18 protein-coding genes and 1 tRNA gene are annotated in these 20,800 nt (G+C 61.2%); 10 read left to right on the forward strand and 9 right to left on the reverse strand.

Annotated features, from left to right (window positions below):
• The first annotated feature begins 17 nt into the window (after positions 1 to 17).
• From BJ928_RS10205 to BJ928_RS10215, 3 genes are all read left to right on the forward strand, one after another.
• Positions 18 to 94 (forward strand) — tRNA-Met (locus tag BJ928_RS10205).
• A 78-nt stretch (positions 95 to 172) separates the two neighbouring features.
• Positions 173 to 751 carry a TetR/AcrR family transcriptional regulator gene (locus tag BJ928_RS39325; protein ID WP_052227500.1) on the forward strand — a complete coding sequence of 193 codons (579 nt, stop codon included), beginning with the start codon at positions 173 to 175 and terminating at the stop codon, positions 749 to 751.
• Entirely contained in the window at positions 744 to 1,934 is a 1,191-nt protein-coding gene (locus BJ928_RS10215) for a DUF418 domain-containing protein (protein ID WP_047628845.1), read from the forward strand. Before BJ928_RS39325 ends, BJ928_RS10215 begins: the two co-directional genes overlap by 8 nt.
• Positions 1,935 to 2,063: 129 nt before the next feature.
• Here the strand turns inward: BJ928_RS10215 and BJ928_RS10220 are convergent, their stop codons facing one another.
• The 3 genes from BJ928_RS10220 to BJ928_RS10230 all read right to left on the reverse strand — a co-directional run bounded on the left by BJ928_RS10220 (position 2,064) and on the right by BJ928_RS10230 (position 6,803).
• Entirely contained in the window at positions 2,064 to 4,625 is a 2,562-nt protein-coding gene (locus tag BJ928_RS10220; RefSeq protein ID WP_047628846.1) for an FAD-dependent oxidoreductase, read from the reverse strand.
• A gap of 200 nt (positions 4,626 to 4,825) precedes the next feature.
• Positions 4,826 to 5,716: an amino acid ABC transporter substrate-binding protein gene (locus tag BJ928_RS10225; protein WP_047628847.1), complete on the reverse strand. Its 891-nt coding sequence runs from the start codon at positions 5,714 to 5,716 to the stop codon at positions 4,826 to 4,828.
• A 145-nt stretch (positions 5,717 to 5,861) separates the two neighbouring features.
• Positions 5,862 to 6,803: a haloalkane dehalogenase gene (locus BJ928_RS10230; protein WP_281024125.1), complete on the reverse strand. Its 942-nt coding sequence runs from the start codon at positions 6,801 to 6,803 to the stop codon at positions 5,862 to 5,864.
• Here BJ928_RS10230 and BJ928_RS10235 point away from each other — a divergent pair.
• Complete coding sequence (locus BJ928_RS10235) at positions 6,802 to 7,281, forward strand: MarR family transcriptional regulator (RefSeq protein WP_052227501.1); 480 nt, start codon at positions 6,802 to 6,804, stop codon at positions 7,279 to 7,281. The two genes, BJ928_RS10230 and BJ928_RS10235, sit on opposite strands and share 2 nt — an antisense overlap.
• A gap of 128 nt (positions 7,282 to 7,409) precedes the next feature.
• A complete protein-coding gene (locus BJ928_RS10240) occupies positions 7,410 to 8,114 on the forward strand; it encodes an isochorismatase family protein (protein WP_047628849.1) in 705 nt (234 codons plus the stop codon).
• Between the two features lie 56 nt (positions 8,115 to 8,170).
• Here the strand turns inward: BJ928_RS10240 and BJ928_RS10245 are convergent, their stop codons facing one another.
• The gene (locus tag BJ928_RS10245) at positions 8,171 to 8,902 is read right to left on the reverse strand and encodes a dienelactone hydrolase family protein (RefSeq protein ID WP_047628850.1); all 732 of its coding nucleotides are present in this window, start codon (positions 8,900 to 8,902) and stop codon (positions 8,171 to 8,173) included.
• 209 nt (positions 8,903 to 9,111) lie between these two features.
• Here BJ928_RS10245 and BJ928_RS10250 point away from each other — a divergent pair, with 209 nt between their 5' ends.
• The gene (locus BJ928_RS10250) at positions 9,112 to 10,644 is read left to right on the forward strand and encodes a carboxypeptidase (RefSeq protein WP_047628851.1); all 1,533 of its coding nucleotides are present in this window, start codon (positions 9,112 to 9,114) and stop codon (positions 10,642 to 10,644) included.
• 55 nt (positions 10,645 to 10,699) lie between these two features.
• Here BJ928_RS10250 and BJ928_RS10255 read toward each other — a convergent pair whose 3' ends face one another.
• The gene (locus BJ928_RS10255) at positions 10,700 to 11,305 is read right to left on the reverse strand and encodes a TetR/AcrR family transcriptional regulator (RefSeq protein WP_047628852.1); all 606 of its coding nucleotides are present in this window, start codon (positions 11,303 to 11,305) and stop codon (positions 10,700 to 10,702) included.
• Positions 11,306 to 11,384: 79 nt separating this feature from the next.
• Between BJ928_RS10255 and BJ928_RS10260 the strand changes: the two genes are divergently transcribed.
• Positions 11,385 to 12,002 (forward strand): NAD(P)H-dependent oxidoreductase, encoded by a 618-nt coding sequence (locus BJ928_RS10260; RefSeq protein WP_047628853.1) that lies wholly within the window; start codon positions 11,385 to 11,387, stop codon positions 12,000 to 12,002.
• 40 nt (positions 12,003 to 12,042) lie between these two features.
• Here the strand turns inward: BJ928_RS10260 and BJ928_RS10265 are convergent, their stop codons facing one another.
• Complete coding sequence (locus BJ928_RS10265) at positions 12,043 to 13,548, reverse strand: mechanosensitive ion channel family protein (RefSeq protein ID WP_047628854.1); 1,506 nt, start codon at positions 13,546 to 13,548, stop codon at positions 12,043 to 12,045.
• A 225-nt stretch (positions 13,549 to 13,773) separates the two neighbouring features.
• On the opposite strand from BJ928_RS10265, the gene BJ928_RS10270 reads away from it, so the two are divergent.
• Positions 13,774 to 15,360, forward strand: coding sequence for an aldehyde dehydrogenase (NADP(+)) (locus BJ928_RS10270; RefSeq protein WP_047628855.1), 1,587 nt, complete (start codon positions 13,774 to 13,776; stop codon positions 15,358 to 15,360).
• 174 nt (positions 15,361 to 15,534) lie between these two features.
• Here the strand turns inward: BJ928_RS10270 and BJ928_RS10275 are convergent, their stop codons facing one another.
• On the reverse strand, positions 15,535 to 16,695 hold the full coding sequence (locus BJ928_RS10275; protein ID WP_047628856.1) for an NAD(P)/FAD-dependent oxidoreductase: 1,161 nt from the start codon (positions 16,693 to 16,695) through the stop codon (positions 15,535 to 15,537).
• 74 nt (positions 16,696 to 16,769) lie between these two features.
• Between BJ928_RS10275 and BJ928_RS10280 the strand changes: the two genes are divergently transcribed.
• Positions 16,770 to 17,225 carry a MarR family transcriptional regulator gene (locus BJ928_RS10280; RefSeq protein WP_047628857.1) on the forward strand — a complete coding sequence of 152 codons (456 nt, stop codon included), beginning with the start codon at positions 16,770 to 16,772 and terminating at the stop codon, positions 17,223 to 17,225.
• Between the two features lie 34 nt (positions 17,226 to 17,259).
• Here the strand turns inward: BJ928_RS10280 and BJ928_RS10285 are convergent, their stop codons facing one another.
• Positions 17,260 to 18,180 carry a 3-hydroxyacyl-CoA dehydrogenase gene (locus BJ928_RS10285; RefSeq protein ID WP_047628858.1) on the reverse strand — a complete coding sequence of 307 codons (921 nt, stop codon included), beginning with the start codon at positions 18,178 to 18,180 and terminating at the stop codon, positions 17,260 to 17,262.
• Positions 18,181 to 18,428: 248 nt separating this feature from the next.
• Between BJ928_RS10285 and BJ928_RS10290 the strand changes: the two genes are divergently transcribed.
• Positions 18,429 to 19,409, forward strand: a complete 981-nt coding sequence (locus BJ928_RS10290; protein ID WP_047628859.1) for a substrate-binding domain-containing protein — start codon at positions 18,429 to 18,431, stop codon at positions 19,407 to 19,409.
• Positions 19,410 to 19,480: 71 nt separating this feature from the next.
• Here the strand turns inward: BJ928_RS10290 and BJ928_RS10295 are convergent, their stop codons facing one another.
• Positions 19,481 to 20,746 (reverse strand): ABC transporter substrate-binding protein, encoded by a 1,266-nt coding sequence (locus tag BJ928_RS10295; RefSeq protein WP_047628860.1) that lies wholly within the window; start codon positions 20,744 to 20,746, stop codon positions 19,481 to 19,483.
• Between the last annotated feature and the right edge of the window lie 54 nt (positions 20,747 to 20,800).

A 20,800-nucleotide genomic window follows, 5' to 3' on the forward strand; every position in this document is an offset into this window, starting at 1 on the left:
GCGGTTTGCGCTGGTGACGCGGGGTGGAGCAGCCCGGTAGCTCGTCAGGCTCATAACCTGAAGGCCGCAGGTTCAAATCCTGCCCCCGCAACCAAGTCTACCTCCCATAAATACAGCCTGATCGCCCGCGCGAAAACTTCATCCTCGATCGCGATGATAGCTCACCCTGCAATTGGAGGCCATTCTTGACGCCGCCAAGATTTGCTTTGTCCGGAGCGGGTTTCACGGAACCAGTACCGAGGCCATCTGCAGTGAGGCTGGTGTCAGCTCCGGCAAACTGTTTCACTATTTTCCGAGCAAGAAGGCGATCATTCTCGCTGTTGTGCACGGGCAGACCCGCCAGACGGAGGCTTATATCCAGCAACTGCTGCGGCGGAGCGATCTTTCGGCGGCGCTTCTGGATTTCCTCGATATTATTCTGCATCTGGCGGCGGATGTGAAGGAGAGGCGGCTGATACTGGAGATCGCCGCCGAAGCGACGAGAGACGAGGATGTCGGCGCGCTTGATGCCGCCGCCGACAGGCTGCTCGCGGGCGGGCTGACCGCGCTTCTAAGCGGGGCGGCCGAGCACGGCCAAATCAGCCCTGTCGTCCCGCTTGAGCATGCCGTCAGGTTTCTGATGATCGTGATTGACGGAATCTTTAGCCGCGCCGCGATCGACGACAGCTTCAATCCTGCAGCGGAACGTGGTTCGCTGCAGATCATCATCCGCAATATTCTGTGCATTGCTGGAGAGAAACCGGATGCGTGACCGTGATCGCATTACCAATATCGATGCGCTGCGGGGATTCGCCCTGTTCGGGATACTGCAGGTCAATATTCTCGCCTTCTCTTCGGTCTACTACGGCACCGATCTTCAGACGGCGGTTGGGTGGTCGTTGCTCGACGCCGGTCTGGCATTTCTGGTTTCGGCTGTCTTCGAGCTGAAATTCTACCTGCTCTTTTCTTTTCTGTTTGGCTATAGCGTCACGCTTCAGATGCAGTCGGCGCAAAGGGCGGATGCCGCCTTTCTGCCACGCATGCTGCGCCGGCAGGCGGGATTGTTCCTGATCGGCGCAATTCATGCGCTCGTTCTGTTTCACGGCGACATATTGACCACCTATGCCGTTCTCGGGCTGCTGCTTCTGGCGTTGAGGGACTTGCGCACCGGAATCAAGATTGGTCTCTCAGCTGTGCTTATCGTCGCAACCGCAGTGCTGTGGCTGATACTGGCGCTTCTTCAATGGAACGCTCCGGATGGGGCCGCCGGCGCTCCGATGATCGACCATGCGCAGATGGCGATCGCCGCCTATCGCGGGACGCCTATCGCCATCATGGGGCAACACAGGCAGGATTTGGTCTCGTTCCTGCCGATGCTGTTGTTGCTTCAAGCTCCCTGCGCTTTGGCCATGTTCCTTATCGGCTTCGTTTTTGGACAGCGGAGGCTGCTGCAAAATCGCGACTTCTATCAGCCATATCTCGGTCGTTCGATCCGCTTGGGATTGGCGGTCGGGCTGCCCGGCGGCATCGCCTATGCCTGCGCAACGCAGTTTGCCCCGGGAACGTCGCTGGAAACGGCCGGCCTGGCGCTTTCGGTCCTCACATCACCGTTCCTGACAATGGCCATCATTGCCGCGATGTTGATGGCATTGGATTCCGGGCGGGCGAGCGGTTGGCGCGATTATCTGGCAAGTGCCGGGCGCATGGCGCTGTCGAACTATCTCATGCAATCCGTTGTCTGCGCGCTGATATTTTATGGCTATGGTTTTGGTCTGATAGACAGGCTCTCTCTCGCTACAACCCTGGCCGTGGCGGTCATTCTCTTTGGTGTCCAGCTTCTCTTGAGCCGATGGTGGCTTCGACGTTTCAACTATGGACCGATAGAGTGGCTGCTGCGCGCTATGACCGTAGGTCATTGGCCCCGTTTGAATTCGAGCGGAAACCGCAATCTTTGAGGGCATGCATGGCCACCCGTGCGACAGTATTTTGCCGCTCTGGATGATGATTGCTGCCATTTACAAAGTAAACTGCCCGTCTTGAACCGAACGGGCAGTTTTTGACGTTGGTTTCATATCACCGAGAGATCAGCTTCTCGGCTTCAAATTCTCCGCATCGTAAAGCGGCTTGTAGCCTACGCCGGCCACTTCCACAGGATAGGTCTCACCAAAATATTCCACCTTCAGCTTGCGGCCTTCCTGGGCATGGGACCAGGGGAGGTAGGCGAGTGCGATGTTCTTGCCGATGGTCGGGCCATAGGCGATCGAGGTGGTGAAGGAGCGGCGGCCGAGTTCGTCGACGAGGGTCTCGCCGGTTTCCGGGTCCATGACCGGGAGGATGCCGACGGGGTAGCGGGCGACGCCGTTCGCGTCGATATTGTTGGTCACGACGAGGGTGCAAAGCATAGCCGGTTGGTGCTCGCGGGCGCGATATTCCATATGCTTGGCCTTGCCGCGGAAATCGGCGTCCTTGACCTTCGGGCGGGCGAGATCGGCTTCGAGCAGATTGTATTCCGTCAGCAGATCGGCATTCTGCAGGCGGAGGCTCTTTTCCATGCGACGGCTGTTGGCATAGGTCTCGACGCCGACCGCGATGGCGCCTGTCGAACGCAGCGCATCCCAGACGGCGAGAGCATCGCCATAAGCCATATGCAGTTCCCAGCCCTGCTCGCCGACATAGGAGATGCGGAATGCGGTGACGTTCTTGCCGGCGATGCGGATCTGCTTGATCGCGGCGAAGGGGAAGTTTTCCTGCGTGAGATTTTCCGGGGCCTCGACCACCTTCTGCAGGTTGGTGCGGGCATTCGGTCCCCAGATGCCGATCGTGACGTAGCGTTCGGTGACGTCGGTAATGGTAACGTCGAAACCCTTGTCCTCGGCAACGCGGCGCATGTAGTGGAAGTCGCGCGGACCGGCATCGGCGCCGTCGATGAGGCGGCAGCGATCGGCCATGCGGATGACGGTGAAGTCGGCGCGCACCATGCCTTCGTCATCGAGGAAGTGGGTGTAAATGCCCTTGCCGATATTGGCATCGCCACCGATCTTGGCGGCGCAAAGCCATTCCAGCAGCTCGACATGGTCAGGGCCTTCGATGTCGTACATGGCGAAATGCGAGAGGTTGATGATGCCGCAATCCTCGCTGAGTGCCAGATGCTCGGCGTTGGAAACGCGCCAGAAATGGCGGTTGTCCCATTCGTTTGCGCGTACGGGAATGCGATCGCCGTATTTCTCGAGCAGGTGCTCGTTGGCGGCGTAGCCATGCGCGCGCTCCCAGCCGCCAAGCTCCATGAAGTAGCCGCCAAGTTCCTTTTCACGCTCATAGAAGGGCGAGCGGCGGATGTTGCGGCCGGTGGCATAGGGTTCGCGCGGGTGGACGGCGGGATTGTAGATCTTTTGGGCCGCCTCGGTGCAGCGGCCTTCGATGAACTTCTCTTCCAGCATATGCGGGTAGAAGCGGGAATAATCGATCCTGTTGTGGTCGATCGGCGTGCGGCCGTCGGTCATCCAGTCGGCGACGAGCTTGCCGAAGCCGGGACCGTCCTTCACCCAGATGGCGACGCAATACCAGAGGCCGCGGACCTTCTGGCTTTCGCCGACGGAAGGGCCGCCGTCGGTCGTGACCTGCAGCAGGCCGTTGAAGGAGTGGCCTTCATTGTAGCCGAGTTCGCCGAGGATCGGCGTCAGTTCCATGGCGCGTTCGAGCGGCTCGAGGATCTGCTCCATGTCGAGATCACGCTGTGAAGGCGACAGGCGGGCCTCGTGCTTCTCGAGGAGATCGCGGGGATGGCAGAGGCGCGGGTTCTTCTCTTCGTAATAACCCCATTCGATCTGGCCACCTTCAGCCGTCTTCGGGTCGCCGGTGTCGCGCATGTAGGCGGAGTTGCCCTGGTCGCGCATCAGCGGAAAGCCGATTTCCTTGCCGGTATTGGCGAATTCATTATAGGGACCGAAGAAGGTCAGCGGATGGTCGACCGGCATGACCGGCAGGTCTTCGCCGACCATTTCTGCAATCAGCCGGCCCCAGAGGCCGGCGCAGACGATCACGTATTCGGCTTCGATCGTGCCGCGATGGGTGACGACGCCGGTGATGCGGCCATCCTTAACGATCAGCGACTGGGCCGGCGTGTTGGCGAAGGATTGCAGCTTGCCGCTCTTTTCGCCCTGATCGATCAGCTTGCCGGCAACGGTCTGCGAGCGGGGGATGACGAGGCCGGCATCCGGGTCCCACATGCCGCCCTGCACCATGCTTTCCTCGATCAGCGGGAATTTTTCCTTGATCTCGGCGGGTTCGATCAGGCTGACGCGTGTGCCGAAGGCCTTGCCCGAGGTGACCTTGCGCTTGATTTCCGCCATGCGATCATCATCGCCGACGCGGGCGACTTCCAGGCCGCCGACGCGAGCGTAGTGGCCGAGCTTCTCGTAGAAATCGATGGAGTAGAGGGTCGTCCAGCAGGAGAGGAAGTCATGGCTGGTCGTGTAGCAGAAGTCGGATGCGTGGGCAGTCGAGCCGATATCCGTGGGGATGCCGGATTTGTCGATACCGACAATATCGTCCCAGCCGCGCTCGATCAGATGATGAGCGATCGATGCGCCGACGATACCGCCGAGCCCGATGATGACGACCTTCGCCTTTTGAGGAAATACTGCCATTTGGTGCGACCCTGATTGATACTGGTGGCGGATTTTATGATGTGTGCGGCGGCGACCAGAGCCTGTCTACGACATATTCAAGATGCTTGCACGACGACCGCAAGGCCTTTCCCATCGACAAAGAGTTGAAGTTCGTGCTGCTGATCGAAAGCCGCCATGTCGCAAAGGCGATGTCTTTGCTTTCCGGGAATGTGCGCGCGCTATTGCGGGATCGATTGCATCATGATCTCGCGGCGCAAGATCGGGCCTTCCTCGCCGAAGTAACCGGTCAGCAATTTGGCGAAATCATCCGATTGGTAGGTCTCGGTCAATGTCTGATCGACGAGCAGGCGAAATGCGGAATCGTCCTGCCGGAGCGCGATTCCGTAGGGCTCATGCGTGAAGAGGCGGTTGCCAATGACAAGCGTGGACGGCTTGTGGGCATGCGATGCGAGGTCGAAAAGCAGCGCGCGGTCGGCAAAATAGGCGTCGATCTTGTGATCTTCGAGCGCAACCAGGCCATCCTGATGCGTCGCGAAGGCCGCGATCCGTGTCTTCGGCACGTCGGGACCGAGTGCGTCCCGCAATGTCGCATCCGTGGTCGTATCGGCACGGACGCCGATTGCGCTTGTCGCCGACGCCTGTCTGGCGGAAACTTGTGCCACCGGCTTATCGAGGAAAAGGGCCTTCAGATAGTCCGGCGAATCCTTGCGCAAAAGGGCGCTTGCACCGGTGATGAAGATCGGCTGCGAGAAATCGACTTTCTCGCGCCGGCCGAGATTGATGGTCAGTGCGCCGCAAAGAAGGTCGACCTGGCCGCTCTTCACCGCATCGAAGCCGTCGGCGAGCGTGGTTTCGACATAATCGCGCTTGAGATTGGTGACCTTGCGCCCGACAGCGTCGGCGATCTTACCGCAGAGATCGAGCGCATATCCGGTCGGGTTGCCATCCTTCTGCTTGAAGGAGAAGGGCTCTTCGTCGCTGATATAGCCGATGCGGATCGTGCCCTTTTGGGCGATGAGGTCGAGCGTCTGCGCGGCGGCGGCCGCACAGGCGGATATGCCGAGAATCATGCCTGCCAGAACCAGTCGTCTCATGCAATGTGCCGGCATGATCCTGATCTCCAAAAGAAAATTGGGCAATCGCAAAGGCTTAGGCGCAGATTATGGCCTGTGAGGCTTTTGTCAACGATGGATTGTCCTTAATCGCTTGCGGTCGAGCAGGGGTGGCGGTCCTTGCTGCCACCAAGATCGGATTTCAGCGAGACAGGCTGTGACGCGCGGCCCAACCCGAAATTGCGGCTGCGATCGCTTCCGGCTGGTCCTCCGGTGCGATGTGCCTTGCCGGCCCACAGCTTTCGATCTCCAATCCGGCAATGTTCTCGCGGCACCAATTCGTCATCGCCGGGCCTATCAGCAGCGTCTCCGTCGGGCCATCGAAGGTCAACAGCAGCTTCGGGATGTCTTCGCTGCGGGCAAGCCAGCTGTCATAGGCTTCGATGCGCGCAACGACACCGGCGGGCTCGCCTTCGATCGGCATCGCACGCGGCCAGGCGAGCAGCGGTCGGCGGCTTTCGCGCGTGGGATAGGGGGCGCGGTAGACGGCGTGATCCTCGGCGCTCAATCCATTCAGGACAGTCGCCTTCAGTGCCTGCTCGATAAAGAAATTCTCGTCCAGAACCTTCGCCTCGCCGGTGCCCGGCGAGCGCAGCACCTCGTAGCGGGTGCGCGCATTCGGCATGTCGTCCCAGGTCAGCGGTCTGACGATCGTTTCCATGAAAGCGATGCCGCGCACGCGCTCCGGATGGCGCGCGGCCCAATCGAAGGCAAGGGCGCCACCCCAGTCATGACCGATCAACACGACATCATCGAGCGCAAGTCCGTCGAACCAAGCCTCAAGATAGCGCGCGTGATCTTCGAACGAATAGGCGATATCGGGCTTTCCCGACCGGCCCATGCCGATGAGATCGGGGGCGAGGCGGCGGACAGGCGCGGCGATAGCCGGCATAATATGCCGCCACAGATAGGATGAGGTCGGATTGCCGTGCAGGAAAACGAAGGGCGTTCCCGTTCCCTCGTCTTCGTAGAAGATCGTCGAGTCCAGCACATCGAGCGAAGGCATGCGGGTATCCTCTCTTGAGAAGAAGTGGTAAGGTACCTGTCTATCTATCACAGTAGTCAGGTGCCTGTCTATATTCATGGAAAACTCAATTCCCGCCCGTTCGTCCCTGGGCCTGCTTCTGCGGCTCGTGCATCAACATTGGACACAGGATGTCGAAGCTGCGCTGGAAGAGGCCGGCTATGGCGACATCCGCCCGCCGCATGCCAATGTGTTCACCTTCATGCGTCCGGAGGGAATTCAGGTGAGCGAGCTCACCCGGCTTGCCCATGTCCGCAAGCAGACGATGACGCAGGCCGTGGAGGAACTGGAGCGTTTGGGTTATGTCGAGCGGCGGCCGGACCCCAGCGACCGGCGGGCAAGGCTGGTCTTCCTGACCGAGCGCGGCAAGGGCGTGCGGCCGATAGCGGCGGCAACCGGCCGTCTTGTGGATCAACGCTGGTCCGACATTGCCGGTTCGCAGGAAATCGAAGGGCTGAAGCAGGCGTTGCAGGCCGTCCTCGGAAAGCTTCGAGGCGATGGAAGCGCCGAGGAGCCGATGGACGAGGCGGCCACGTAGGCGGCGGGATTTACCAGGGATATGGAAGGATTCGGCATACGGCCGCTTCTTATCACGAAGAGTTTCGTTACCCCCTTGCGGTTTCTAGCCTATCTCTCTTGCACCACGGTCAACCGAAGGGAACGTCGATGCAGGAGAGGAACTTCGTCAGCAAGACAAGCGGCGTGGGGCGGAAGGCGGCTTTTGCTTTCTGCGCGGGCTTTGCAGCCTTCACCTTAGCTTTCGGCCCCGCGCTGGCTTCACCGGCGGCAGCGCAGACGATCGTCGACGATTGGCACAAGGTGAAGCCGCCGGCGCCGCCCGAGTTGAAGACCGTCACGGTCGATCCCAAGACGACGGCGCTGCTGGTCCTCGATTTCAATGGTGCGCAGGACCCGACCAAGGGGCCGTGCAATGTGAAGACCAAACCGCGATGCCTGGCCTCCGTGCCTAAGGTCAAAACCCTGCTCGATCAGGCGCGCGCCAAGGAGATGCTTGTCGTCTTCAGCCTGGCCGGTGTTGGCGAACCGCAGGATATCGCAACGGCGCTCGCGCCTTTGGCAAGCGAGCCGATCGTCAAATCCGGGCCGGACAAATTCATCGGCACGAACTTGCGCAACATTCTCTCCGACAAGGGCATCAAGACCGTCATCGTAACAGGCACGGCCTCGGAGGGCGCGGTGCTCGATACGGCAACGGACGCAGCACTGAACGGCATGAACATCGTTCTGCCGGTCGACGGCATGTCCTCCACCGAGCTTTATGCCGAGCAATATGTGGCCTGGCACACGGTCAATGCGCCCGGCGTTTCGCAGAAGACGACGCTGACCAGCATCGACCGGATCAAGTTCTAACCCATCGCGAACCGGATAGAGGATATTCCGTTGTCCTGGGTGGCAATGAGATGGTGCTAGGCAAAGGCCTCGTCGAACAGGTTCAGCAGTCGCTTCCAGTGCCGCTCGGCGCCTGCGGCGTCATAAACGCCGTGGTCCGGCACAGTCCATCCATGCGCCATGCCGACATAGTTTTCGATGGCGTGATCGACACCGCCGGTGCGGAGCGCTTCGGCAAGACGGGCGGATTGCTCCGGCGGAAAGCTGTTGTCTACGCCTGCGACGCCGACATAGACGCGGGCCTTGATAGCGTCGGCGAGCCGGTGCGGGCTGTCTTCGGCCTCGCTTGCGAGATTGCCGCCGTGGAAGCTTGCCGCCGCCGCAATGCGATCGGGATAGGTCGCAGCCGCGGTCAGCGCGCGGCCGCCGCCCATGCAATAGCCGACCACGCCAGCCGCACCCTTGGCGCCGGCTGCCGCAAGCGCATCGAGGAAGGCGGCACTGTCGGCCTTGCTCATTTCTTGCGTCGTGCCGCGTACCATTGTCATGATCGTCTCGCGGGAGGCGGGATTGCCGAAGGCGTTGCCGTCGAAGGGGCCATAGGCGCCGAAGCGATAGAAGAGATCGGGAAGCAGCACGATATAGCCGGCATCGGCCAGCCGCTGCGCCATGCCGTCGAGCGACGCACGCGGTCCCATGGCGTCCATGTAGAGGATCACGCCACGCTCGGCCGACGCGCCGTTGTCGGGGCGGAAGATGGCGGCCTTGGCAGTGCCGTCGATAGTCTTGATTTCGATATCCTGTTTCATCGTCGTTTCCCTTGCGATCTCTTTGATCTGCTTGTGCCGCCTTACCGCGGGCCACTTTGGCAAAGGGCTCGTAGGCCCTCAAGAGCCGCGTCTCTCAAAAGCGCCGTCGTCATCGATCAACATCTCTTGAGTTTCGGCGCCTGTCGTCTGTGACATAGTATCGCCGGTAATCACGTCCACGCGACGACCCCATTGGAGGATACGATTTCATGTCTTTTCGGCAGATGGTTCCTGGCCTGGCGCTGGCTCTTTCGCTGATATCGGCTGCGGCATCCGCCGCGCCGCCGGAGCAAGGCCATGCTGCGCCGGTAGCCGGTGCAAGCGGTGTGCTCTCGCTCCTGCCGCCCGATGCGGTGAGCGACCATGTACTGAATGCCGAAGGCAAGACCATCCCCTATACGGCGACGGCCGGGACGCTCGATCTTTTTGCTCAGGATGGTCAGCGCAGCGCAGCGATCTTCTATACCGCCTATGTCGCCAAGAACCGCGATGCCAACCGGCCCGTGACCTTCGTGTTCAACGGTGGGCCGGGTGCCGCCTCGGCCTTCCTCAATCTCGGACTCGTCGGTCCGCGCATCGTCGATTTCGGCACGGATGGGCGCGATGGCGCGAATGCGAAGCTGATCGACAATCCGCAAAGCTGGCTCGAATTCACCGATCTCGTGCTGATCGATCCGATCGGCACTGGCTGGAGCCGCACCGCCAAGCCGGATGACCAGAACAATTTCTATAGTGTCGACAGCGATGCCGAAAGCCTCGCCAAGGCGATCGCGCTCTATGTCGCCCATAGCAGCCGAGCGGCATCGCCGAAATATATTCTCGGGGAGAGCTATGGCGGCTTTCGTTCGGTCAAGGTCGCCAACAGCCTGCGCGAAGATCAGGGCATCCTGATTTCCGGCATCGTCATGCTGTCGCCCCTGCTGGAGGGCAGGTTCGTCTTCGGCGGCGGCGCGGATGCGCTTGGCGCCGCCTTGCAGCTGCCTTCACTGGCGGCAGCCGAACTGGAACGGCAAAATGCCTTCAGCGAGAAAGCCGTGCAGGATGCCCAGGCTTTTGCTTTGAACGAATATCTGCCTGTTCTTGCCGGGCCACAACTGTCGGGCGATGCCGGGCAGGCCTTCTACGGGCGGGTGGCGAAGCTGACCGGCATACCTCAGGATGTCGTCGTCAAGAATCAGGGTTTCCTCAGCCGGGTCTACCGTAAGTATTCCGATGGCGGCGCTCCGGATGTGGTGAGCGCCTATGACGCCTCTTTCCTGGCGCCGGACCCTTATCCGCAGTCGGAAGCCGAGCATGGCGGCGATCCGGTTCTCGACGGTTTCGTCCGCGCCTATGGCGGCGCCTTCACGGGCTATGCCCGCGACGAACTGGGTTTCCACACCGACATGACCTACACGCTGTTGTCAGATTCCATAAACAAGCAATGGAAATGGGGCAGGCACAATGGCGGCTCGCGTTTGACCGTTGGTGTCACCGATGATCTCAAGGAACTGTTGGCGCTGTCACCGTCCTTCCGCCTGATGATCGGGCAAGGCTACAGCGATCTGGTCATACCCTTTGGCGTCAACAAATATGTGCTTGATCACATGCCGTCCGCCTTAGCCGATCGCGTGGCGCTGAAGCTCTATCGCGGCGGCCACATGTTCTACACCCGGCCGGCGTCGCGTGAGCAGTTCACGAGCGATGCCAAGGCCTTTTATGCGGGGTGGGCTCAGGCGGCGCCGGCAGCGAAATCGAATTGAGAGAACCCACTGACCGGGCTCGGCCTGACACCTAATGGCGTCGCGAGGCTCGTCGTCACGCGTTTCTCGCGACCATCGCCTTGATGGTTTCGAAGAGTTCGTCCTTTGCCTGTTGTGGGGTGATGTCTCCCATCGTTGCGGCGTAGGAAAGGGCTTCGGCCGCACCCAGCATCGCCCATAGGCCGGCCGAAGCAATGGAACGGGAATCGGCAAAGGGCGCAAGCAGCACCCGGCACTTCTCGAGAAAGGCCGCTTCGTAGTCGCGCTTGATCTTTTCGAGTTCGGGGGAGCCCGTGAGTGCGGCGATGATGCCGGGTATCTCGCGGCCCTGATGCAGAACGCAATCGACATAGGAGGCAGCTATCACCTCCGCCCGGCTTGCGAGCGTTGGAGCGCTTGCGTCAAGCGCTTCGTCCATCACCGCCGTCTGCCTGATATCGAACTCGCGATAGAGTGCGGCGAGCAGGCCGGAGCGGGTGACGAAATGGTCGTAGACCACGGGCTTCGTCACGCCGGCGCGCTCCGAAAGCCGGCCGAGCGTCAGGGCTTCCGTTCCCTCTTCCGCCGCGATCTGCCAGGCGACCTCGATGAGCTGCCGGTAGCGCTCCTCCCGCGTCAACCGGCTGCGGGCTTCCTGCTTTCTTGTCCGTATGCTTGACATCGCTATATACCAAAAGTAACTTACTAAAAGTATATAAGACTAGGCCCCGGCCCACAATCTGCCAGCAGGAGTTTTTCACATGCATGCACTCATCGTCGTTGCCAATCCAAATCCTGGCTCCCTCAGCCATAGCCTCGCTGCCGAAGTCGCCGAAGGAGTGGCGCAGGCAGGCCCAGGCGATACGTTCGAAATTGCCGATCTTGCGGCGGAAAGCTTCGACCCGAGGTTCAACGCCGACGATATCGCCGCGCATCTCAGGGAAAGGCCGGCGCCTGCCGATGTCCTGGCCGAACAGGCGAGAATAGATCGCGCCGATGCGCTGGTGCTGGTCTATCCCGTCTATTGGTGGTCCATGCCGGGGCTTCTCAAGGGATGGATCGACCGCGTGTTCAGCAACGGCTGGGCCTATGACGACTTGCCCGGCAGCCCGACGATCAAAAAATTGACAGACCTTCGCGTCCACCTGATCGCTGTCGGAGGAGCCAACTTGCGCACCTATGCGCGTCACGGCTATTTCGGAGCCATGAGGACGCAGATCGACCATGGAATATTCGGTTATTGCGGCGCTCCCGTCATGTCCTCCGAACTGCTCCTGACCGAAACGCAGGACATGACATCTAACCTCCATACAGCCCGCGCCATCGGGCAAAATCTTTTTGCCTTTTCGCTGCCGGAGAAGGCGGCCGATGCGGCCTAGAGCCTTTCCGCTTCCGCTCTCCGGGATTTTTCCAGCTCCACTACTGTAGCTGGAAGAGATGCTTGATGCGCGAGCTTAACGAGCTTACGGGAGCGCCATGGACCAGCATGTCGGCATTGGCGAAAAGATGCTGTTCGGCTTCGATGCGCTTTGCCATGATGGTGCCAAGCTCCTCGGCAAGCGTCGGCCGGTCATGTAGCAGCGGCGCCAGGCAGTCCTCGCCGATTTCATAGGTGACGACGAAGGTCAGGGCGCGAACCGTCCCGACTTCGCCCGATCCCATCAGCAGGCCGTTTTCACCGAAATAATCCCCCGGTGCGAGGCGGGTCAGTTCGATCTGCCGGTGTCCCTCGCGTCGGGTGATGCTGACAACGCCCGAGCGGACGATCGTCAGCGCGCGCAAGCGCACGTCCTGTTCGGCGATTACGGCATCCTTGCGATAGGTTCGGCGCTGCATATGCGATGCCAGATGTTCTTTCTCGTCTTCGGTCAGCGACGAGAAAAGAGGGATATTGCTGACCAGCCGCCACGGCGTTCCCGGAGCGTGTTGCTGCTCGCCCGACGTTTCTGCCTTCTGCTCCGTCGGAAGCATGACGGTGCCGGGAGGGCCGGCGAATTTCAGGCCTGCCGCCTTGGTGTGGCGATAAAGGAGATCATAAATTTCGTTCTTTGCGGCCATCGTCAGCGACATGTCCCGAACGTGAAACGATAACTGCAGTTCGATCGCCTGTCCGTCGATGGCACTGACGGCAACGCTGGGCTCGGGATTCTTCTGGATCGAATTGCAACTGATCAATACGTTTTGCATGACATCGGCGACGATGCGCGGCAGGGTGGTGGGCTGGATGCGCACGGTAACGGTGGCCCCATGGCTCTCATCGGGCGACGAGAGGTTGGTCAGCCGCGTCTTGGCGAGAATGCTGTTCGGGATGACGACAAGGTCGTTGGTGCCGTTCAGCAGTTGCGTGGCGCGCCAGTTGGTTTCGACGACGCGACCCTGAACATCGTTGTCGAGAACGATCCAGTCGCCGACGGAATAGGGTCGCCCGAGATTGAGGGCGATGCCGGAAAAGACGTCGCTCAGCGTACTCTGCAAGGCGAGACCGAGAATGATGGCGAAGACGCCCGACGTCGCGATGAGCGTGCCGATCGGTACGCTGAAGACGTCGCCGACGACGGAGAGAATGGCGCCGAGATAGATGATGCCGACGACCAGATCCTGCACCAGCCGGCCCTCTCGGGGCTTGCGCTCGAAGATCAGGAACAGCCGCACGAAGGCGATCAGCACCCAGGCGCCGTTGAGCCACCAGATGATCTTGGCAATGGCCGTGAAGGTGCGCAATGGCACCGAGTTCTCCGGTGGGCTCGGTTGATAGGGGACGATGCCGTGATAGAGCAGCAGCACCGTCAGGCTGACGAAGAACACGATCTGCCCGATCAGGCGTCCGGCGCGCTTATGGCGCAGCATGATGCGGCTGATGAATGTGCCGATGACGACCAGGATGCAGAATTGGACGATCGGATTGCCAAGAAGTGCAATGGACATGGGGACTTGGCCGCACCTATTCTTTCGGATGGGGGCTAAGTTGACACGAAAGCGGCTGCAAAGCCATACGGGCATCAAGCATGGCCGCAGGTTGCAAAGCCGCCTCGAACCTCCTGCTTATGCCTTGATAATTAGATGACGATTATCATCTTACATCTGTCATTCCATCCTGCTATGTGCTTCAAAGCGTAGAGCTTAACGCTCCAACATCATCAAGGAATTTCCATGACACAGTCTTTTGTGATTAGCGGCGATTTGCTGATCGGCGCGGATTCGACCGGCGACAACAGAACCGCGCGTGCCATCAACCCGGCAACGGGTGCCAATCTGGAGCCGGCTTTTGCGATTGCCGGTGAGGCCGACGTCGCAAGGGCCTGTGAACTGGCTGCCGAGGCTTTCGACGTCTACCGCGCAACCAGCCCGGAGCAGCGCGCTGCCTTCCTCGAAAAGATTGCTGACAACATCATTGGCATCGGCGATGCGCTGATTGAGCGGGCGACGGAAGAGACCGGCCTGCCGGTCGCGCGCCTGCAAGGCGAGCGTGGCCGCACCGTCGGTCAGCTTCGGCTGTTTGCGCAGGTGGTTCGTGCCGGCGAATGGCTCGATCTGCGCGTCGATCCGGCATTGCCGGAGCGCAAGCCGCTGCCGCGCGCCGATCTACGTCTGCGCCAGATCCCGCTCGGGCCGGTCGCCGTCTTCGGCGCCAGCAATTTCCCGCTCGCCTTCTCGGTTGCCGGCGGTGATACGGCGTCGGCGCTTGCCGCCGGCTGCCCGGTCGTCGTCAAGGGCCATCTCGCTCATCCGGGCACGGGCGAGCTTGTCGGTCGCGCCATCCGTGCCGCCGTTGCCGCTTGTGGTCTGCCGGAAGGCACGTTCTCGCTGCTGACCGGTGCCAACGAGACGGGTGCCGCGCTGGTACGCGATCCCCGCATCAAGGCCGTCGGCTTCACCGGTTCGCGCGGTGGCGGCCTGGCGCTTGGAGCCATTGCCGCGGCCCGGCCGGAACCGATCCCTGTTTATGCCGAGATGAGCAGCGTCAATCCGGTCTTCCTTTTCCCGGCAGCACTTGCCGCGCGCGCCGAGGCGATCGGCACGGGCTTTATCGATTCCCTTACGCTCGGCGCCGGCCAGTTCTGCACCAATCCGGGTCTGCTTTTTGCTATAGAAAGCCCCGATCTCGACCGTTTCGTCCAGGCAGCCAGCGATGCGTTGACCGGCCGTGCTCCGGCACCGATGCTGACGCCCGGCATTCACGCCGCCTTCGACAAGGGCGTTGCCGCACTGGCGGAGCATGAGGCTGTCAAGACCGTCGCTCATGGTGCGCCGGCCGAAGGCGTCAACCGCAGCCCGGGCATCTTCTTCGAGACCGATGTAGAGCAGTTCCTCGCCGACGAGCGCCTGGGGCATGAGGTCTTCGGCTCGGCAAGCCTTCTCGTGCGCTGCAAGGACATCGACCAGATGATCGCGGTTGCGGAAAAGCTCGAGGGCCAGCTGACCGCGACGCTCCAGATCGAAGCGGATGATTATACGACGGCCGCCAAGCTGGTGCCGGTGCTGGAACGCAAGGCCGGGCGCATTCTCGCCAATGGCTGGCCGACCGGCGTCGAAGTCTGCCACGCCATGGTGCATGGCGGACCTTTCCCGGCGACCTCGGACAGCCGCACGACTTCGGTTGGTACGCTGGCCATCCGCCGCTTCTTGCGCCCGGTTTCCTATCAGGATCTTCCGGAAGGCCTGCTTCCGGCTGAGCTGCGCGACGAGGGCGTCAAATCGTTGCCGCATCTTCTCGACGGCGTGCGCAAGGGCAGCTAAGCCGCTGTTCTCATGGGATAGGGAAACGTCTTTGGAGCGGGCCATCTTGGCCCGCTTTTTCTTTGTGATGATAAAGCGGTGCAGCTTTTCACGGAAACTCTGAACCGCTCTATCTCTTTATTTTCACGCAATTCCGCACGGAAAACCGCTGCGCACTTTTCCTGGAATTGCTCTCTAGGCGGCGGAGCCTTGAAGACGGGCGTCGAGATGGGCTTGGTAGTGCTGGAGAGAAAGTTCCGCTCCAAGATGGGAGAGCTCGGTGGCGACGGCTTCCGCAGCGTGTTCGGCCGGTTCGATGACGCGTTCGAACATCTCCGCTTCATAGGCTTTGACGGCATTTTTCCAGTCGTCCTTTTCGAGAAGCTGGCGGGCGAGTTCAGCCGCGTCCAGCATGGCTGCGTTCACGCCCTCGCCGCCGAACGGCGACATCACATGGGCGGCATCGCCAAGGAGTGTGATGCCGATACGGTTCTGCCAGTGGTGTCCGACTGGCAGCGCGTGGATCGGCCGCGAGACGATATGGTCGTTGCCGGCTTCGATAAGGCCGACGATTTTCGGCGCCCAGCCTTCGAATTCGGCGGCAAGCCGTGCGCGAGCCTTTGCCGGTGAGGCAAAATCGAAGGCTTTCTCGGCCCAGCCGGTCGGCACGCGGAAGATGGCATAGCCTCTGAGATGGGCATTGCCATTGCGCTGGACGATCAGGCCACGTCCGTCGGCCTCGACGCCGATCTTGCCGCGGCCGACAAGGGCCGCAAGTTCGGGGTGGCTTGTGTCGACGTCGTCGATGCCGAATTCGATGAAGGTGATGCCGCTATATTGCGGGCGGTATGATGACACCAGCGGCCTGACCTTGGACCAGCTGCCATCAGCGCCGACGACCAGATCGAAGGAGCCTGCCGTGCCACTTTCGAAGACCAGCTCGTATGTGCCGTCGTCGAGCGGGCGCACCTCGCGCAAGCCATGGTTCCAGTGAATGGTTTCAGCCGGCAAGGAGGCGAGTAACGTCTGGCGCAAGGCGGTGCGGTCCACTTCCGGCCGGTCCGAATCGTCGGCATCGTCATCGGCGAAGATCAGCGTGCCGTCCTTGTCGTAAAGCCGGCTCCCCTGGTCCTCATAGCGAGCGATCGTCAGGAATTCTTCGTAGAGGCCGGCGCGGCGCATCGCCAGCTGGCCGGATTCGACGTGCAGGTCGAGCGTGCCGCCTTGCGGACGGGCAAGGGCGTGTTCTTCGCGCTCAAAGACGATGGTCGGCACGCCGGCCTGATGGAGAATGCGGGCCAGCGTCAGGCCGCCGGGGCCGGCGCCGATGATGGCGATACGCGGATAGGATCTCATGGACATGGTTCTCATAATTTTGTACATAGGTACCTATATAGATTAACATAGGTACCTATTCAAGTGGTGCGAAAATGACGGATTGGGATTTGTTCGACGCGCCGGCGCCGCTCATCAACATGGCGTCGCGGTCGTTCGCGCGTCTCGGCGAGCGACGTGTGAAGGCATTGGGCTTCAATATCGGCCAGCTGCCGGTGCTCTACATGCTCCGCAATGGCGCCGAGATGTCGCAGAAGGATCTGGCAAAATTCGCCAAGATCGAGCAGCCGTCGATGGCGCAGATGCTGGCGCGCATGGAGCGGGATGGGCTGATCAGGCGCACACCCGATCCCACGGATGGTCGCAGTAGTCTCGTATCTCTAACCGATGCGGCGCGCGAAAGGTTGCCGGCTGCCCGTCAGGCGCTGGAAGAGGGACGCGAGGTTGTTTTGGCCGGGTTCAGCGCGGAGGAGGTTCAGACACTGTTGCGGCTGATGCGGCGGCTCAACCAGAATCTGGACCGAATGGTTGCCGAGGAGGATGGAGCGTAGGCGCGCGCAGGGGCGCGCCTACGATCGTTATCGTTCAGATTTCGGCGTAGACGATGCCGGTGAACGAGCCGGCATGGTGCAGCAGTTCACGTTCGCTTGAGCCGTCGAGGCTTGCGGAATAGAGATTGCCGCCGATGTCGGTGAAGAACATGCGGTTGTTTGGCAGATCGAGCGAGAGGCCGATGCCTTCGTCCAGGCCTTCGAGGACGACTTCGGAGGTTGCGGCGATATCGTCCATCTCTGCGCGGTTGACGGTATTTCCGCGCGGAAGATTGCCGCGATCGGTCCAGTAGATCGTGCGGGTGGCAAGATCCAGCTCGAGATCGATCGGCTCTGGCAGTTTGTCGAGCAGGGTTTCGATATCGTTGCGGCTCGTGGCGGTTTCGCCGGCCGGGATATTGATGCTGGCGCGGAAGATGCGGCCGAGGCCGGCATCCGGCGGTCCCTTCTGGGTCCAGTAGATCTGGCCGAGCGGCAGGTCGAGGGCGATGCCGACGCACCAGCGCTCGATATCGGCGCTGTCTTCAGGGCTGTCGCCGTTCTGCACCAGGGTCTCGATGTCGCTGCCGTCGATATTGGCGCGCATGACGCGCATGCCTTCGCGGTCGCACCAGTAAAGCTTGCCGTTGTCGCGATCGATCTGGATCTGTTTCGGCGTGACCAGCGTGCTGCCCGGCGGGATCAGTGTTACGTGGTTGCCGCCGTCGAGGTCCATACGCTCGATGGAGCCGTCATGGGCATTGTAGTCGTTGCCCATCTCCGTCCAGTAGATCCAGCCGTTCTCGCTGTCGACGAGAATGCCGTCCGGGCTGCGGCCGGCCCGCTGGACGATGAGCTTCAGATCGGTGCCGTCGATGGCCGAGGAGAGAATTCGTCCATCGTTGATATCGAGGAAGAACAATCTTTCGGTCTTGTCGGCGGAGGTGGCAGGCGTCCGTGCTTCTGCTTCAGACATGAGAGCATCCTTTCGAGGGGGCGGATCTGCGGATCACAGCGCGGCAATCATGGCATCGGTTGATGACAGCATCATTCGCCACTGCGATCACGATGAAGATCTGTTGCGCTGCAGCAAAGTCAAGGGCATTGGCGTCGCAACCCGCGCGAAGGTTCGTCAAATAAGTGTCATCGGTCTGATATAAATCCCCTCATTCTAGCGGATATTCCACAAGGGCCTGAAACTCGAAGCTGGAGGTGATTGATATCATGTCGACGCTCCAGAAGGTCGCCTTTCGGGCCGGTTGTTCGGTCGCCACGGCCAGCCGGGTCATGAACCGCAACGGCCCGGTCAGCGACGAAATGGTGCGGCGCGTGCGGCGCGCGGCGGCGGAACTCGGCTATCGCGCCGGCAGCCGCGGTGGTAGCCGTCCGGCGATCGGGGTGCTCATTCCCAGCATCACCAATCCGGTCTTTGCCGCATCGCTTTCCAGTATCCAGAACAGGGCGCTTCATGCCGGGCATAGCGTGCTGATCGCGCAATCGAACTATGATCCGGCGCAGGAGGCCGATGCCGTCGCGTCGCTGCTTCAACAGCAGCCGACAGGTCTTATCCTGACGCTCTGCGATCCCGAACGCAGCCTGCTGCTGTCATCCGCCCTGCCACCGACGGTGCTGCTCGGCAATCTGCCGACGGCCCGCTTTACCGCCGCCGTCGCGACCGACAATTTCGGTGCCGGCCGCGACCTAACCGAGCATCTCCTGTGCAAGGGGCATCGCCGCATCCTGTTCATATCGGGCCATTTCTCGGCATCGGATCGGGCGAGGCTGCGCTATCTCGGCTATGTCAGGGCGATGGAGACGGCGCGGCAGCAGCCCCTCGACGCCCTTGAGATTTCTTTCGTAAACAGCCTGGAGCAGCTCGATCTTTCGGATGCCGTTTCACGCTTCGGCCCGACGGCGATCATTGCTTCCAATGATCTTCTGGCGCTCGGTGTCATGGGTGCGCTTCGGCGTCAGGGTCTTTCGATCCCGCGCGATATCTCGGTTGCCGGCTTTGATGGAATCTCGCTCGGGTTTCTGGGAGAGGTTCCCTTAACGACGGTGGAAATTCCGGACGGGACGATGGGGGCGGCGGCAGCCTCACTGCTGCTCGATATGGCGGAAAACGCCGCGCCGCCGCGTCATCTGACCGTGCCCTATCGGATGCGCGCGGGTGGTACGGTACGCAATCTCGCCACTCAATCTTAACGCCTGTCCGCGAACGGAAACGCCGCCTCTCGAAGAGAAGCGGCGCGCATTGTTCAGGTCGGTTCTAAAGATCAACTGCGCGGCAGCAGGCCTTCGACGTCGGAAGCGGCGTCGTCGAGCGCTTCTTTCGGCGTGGCCGAGCCGTCGACGATACGCGAGAGGTTGTCGACGATGGTCTGCGTGACCTTGACGCCGTTGGAGCCCGGGAAGGCGTACCAGGGGATCATAATCGACATCTGGCTGAGGCCGGCCTGGAAGAGCGGGTTCTTCTTGTAGAAGTCGCCGAGATATTCGGCCGACTTGGCGGCAAGCTCGTTGTTCGGAACATAGCCGGTGCCGGGGACGACGACCGAGGCGCCATAGGGGCCGGCGGCGAACTTGGCGAACTTCCAGGCGGCTTCTTCCTTGACCGGATCATGGGTCAGGATGACGACGGCGTTGCCGCCCGTCGGCAGGCGGCCGTTGACCGGGTCGATCAGCGGCAGCTTGGCGGTGCGCAGGTCGAACTTGGTGCCGACATTCTTGATGGTGTTGACCAGCGCGCCAGTCGTCTGGAATTCGAAACCGACCTTGCCGGCTGCGAAGGCCTGTTCGCCGGCAGCCTTGGTGAAGACCGGCATGCCGCCTTCCTTGACGAAGCGCTGGATCATCTCGACGGCCTTCTGGCCTTCCGGACCATTGAAGGCAACCTTTGTCTCGTCGTCGCTCAGCATCTTGCCGCCGGCGCCGAAGAGGAGGGCGGAGAACATCCAGTCGTCACCCTGCCAGCGGAAGTCCATGCCGTCGACACCGTTGCCGAGCGCCTTGATCTTGCCGGCGAGTGCGATGACTTCATCCCAGGTCTTCGGCGGATTGTCCGGGTTGCCGCCTGCGGCCTTCACCAGGTCGGCATTGTAGTACATGATCGGGTTCGACGTTGCGAAGGCGAGGCCGACCTGCTTGCCCTTGACCTGGGCGAGCTTCAGGATCGTGTCCGAGAAGCCCTGCTCGGCCATGTTGCCCTCTTTCTTGACGAGGGGGCCGAGGTCGACGGCGACATTGCGCTCGTCCATCATGCGCAGGCGGTTGAGGCCGATGAAGGTGACATCGGGCATTTCGCTGGTGCCGGCCTGGCGCAGGATGGTCTGGATGCCTTCCTCATAGGTGGCCGAAGGAGCAGCGAACTGGATCTTGATGTCGGGATTTTCTTCCATGAACTTCTTCGAGATCGTGTCCATCACGTTCTTGAAGAAGCCGGGCATGGGGTAGTGAACCGTCAGGGTGGTTTCGGCGTAGGCCGGGGCCGTCACGACCATCGAAATGGCCGCGGCGGCGAGAATCTGGGTGATATGCTTCATCGCTCGTTCTCCGTTGTCGAGCATGATGCCGAAAAGTGTGATCGGTTTTCGGAC

This window comes from Rhizobium sp. WW_1 (genome assembly GCF_003610155.1).
In the GTDB taxonomy this organism is placed as follows: domain Bacteria; phylum Pseudomonadota; class Alphaproteobacteria; order Rhizobiales; family Rhizobiaceae; genus Rhizobium; species Rhizobium tropici_A.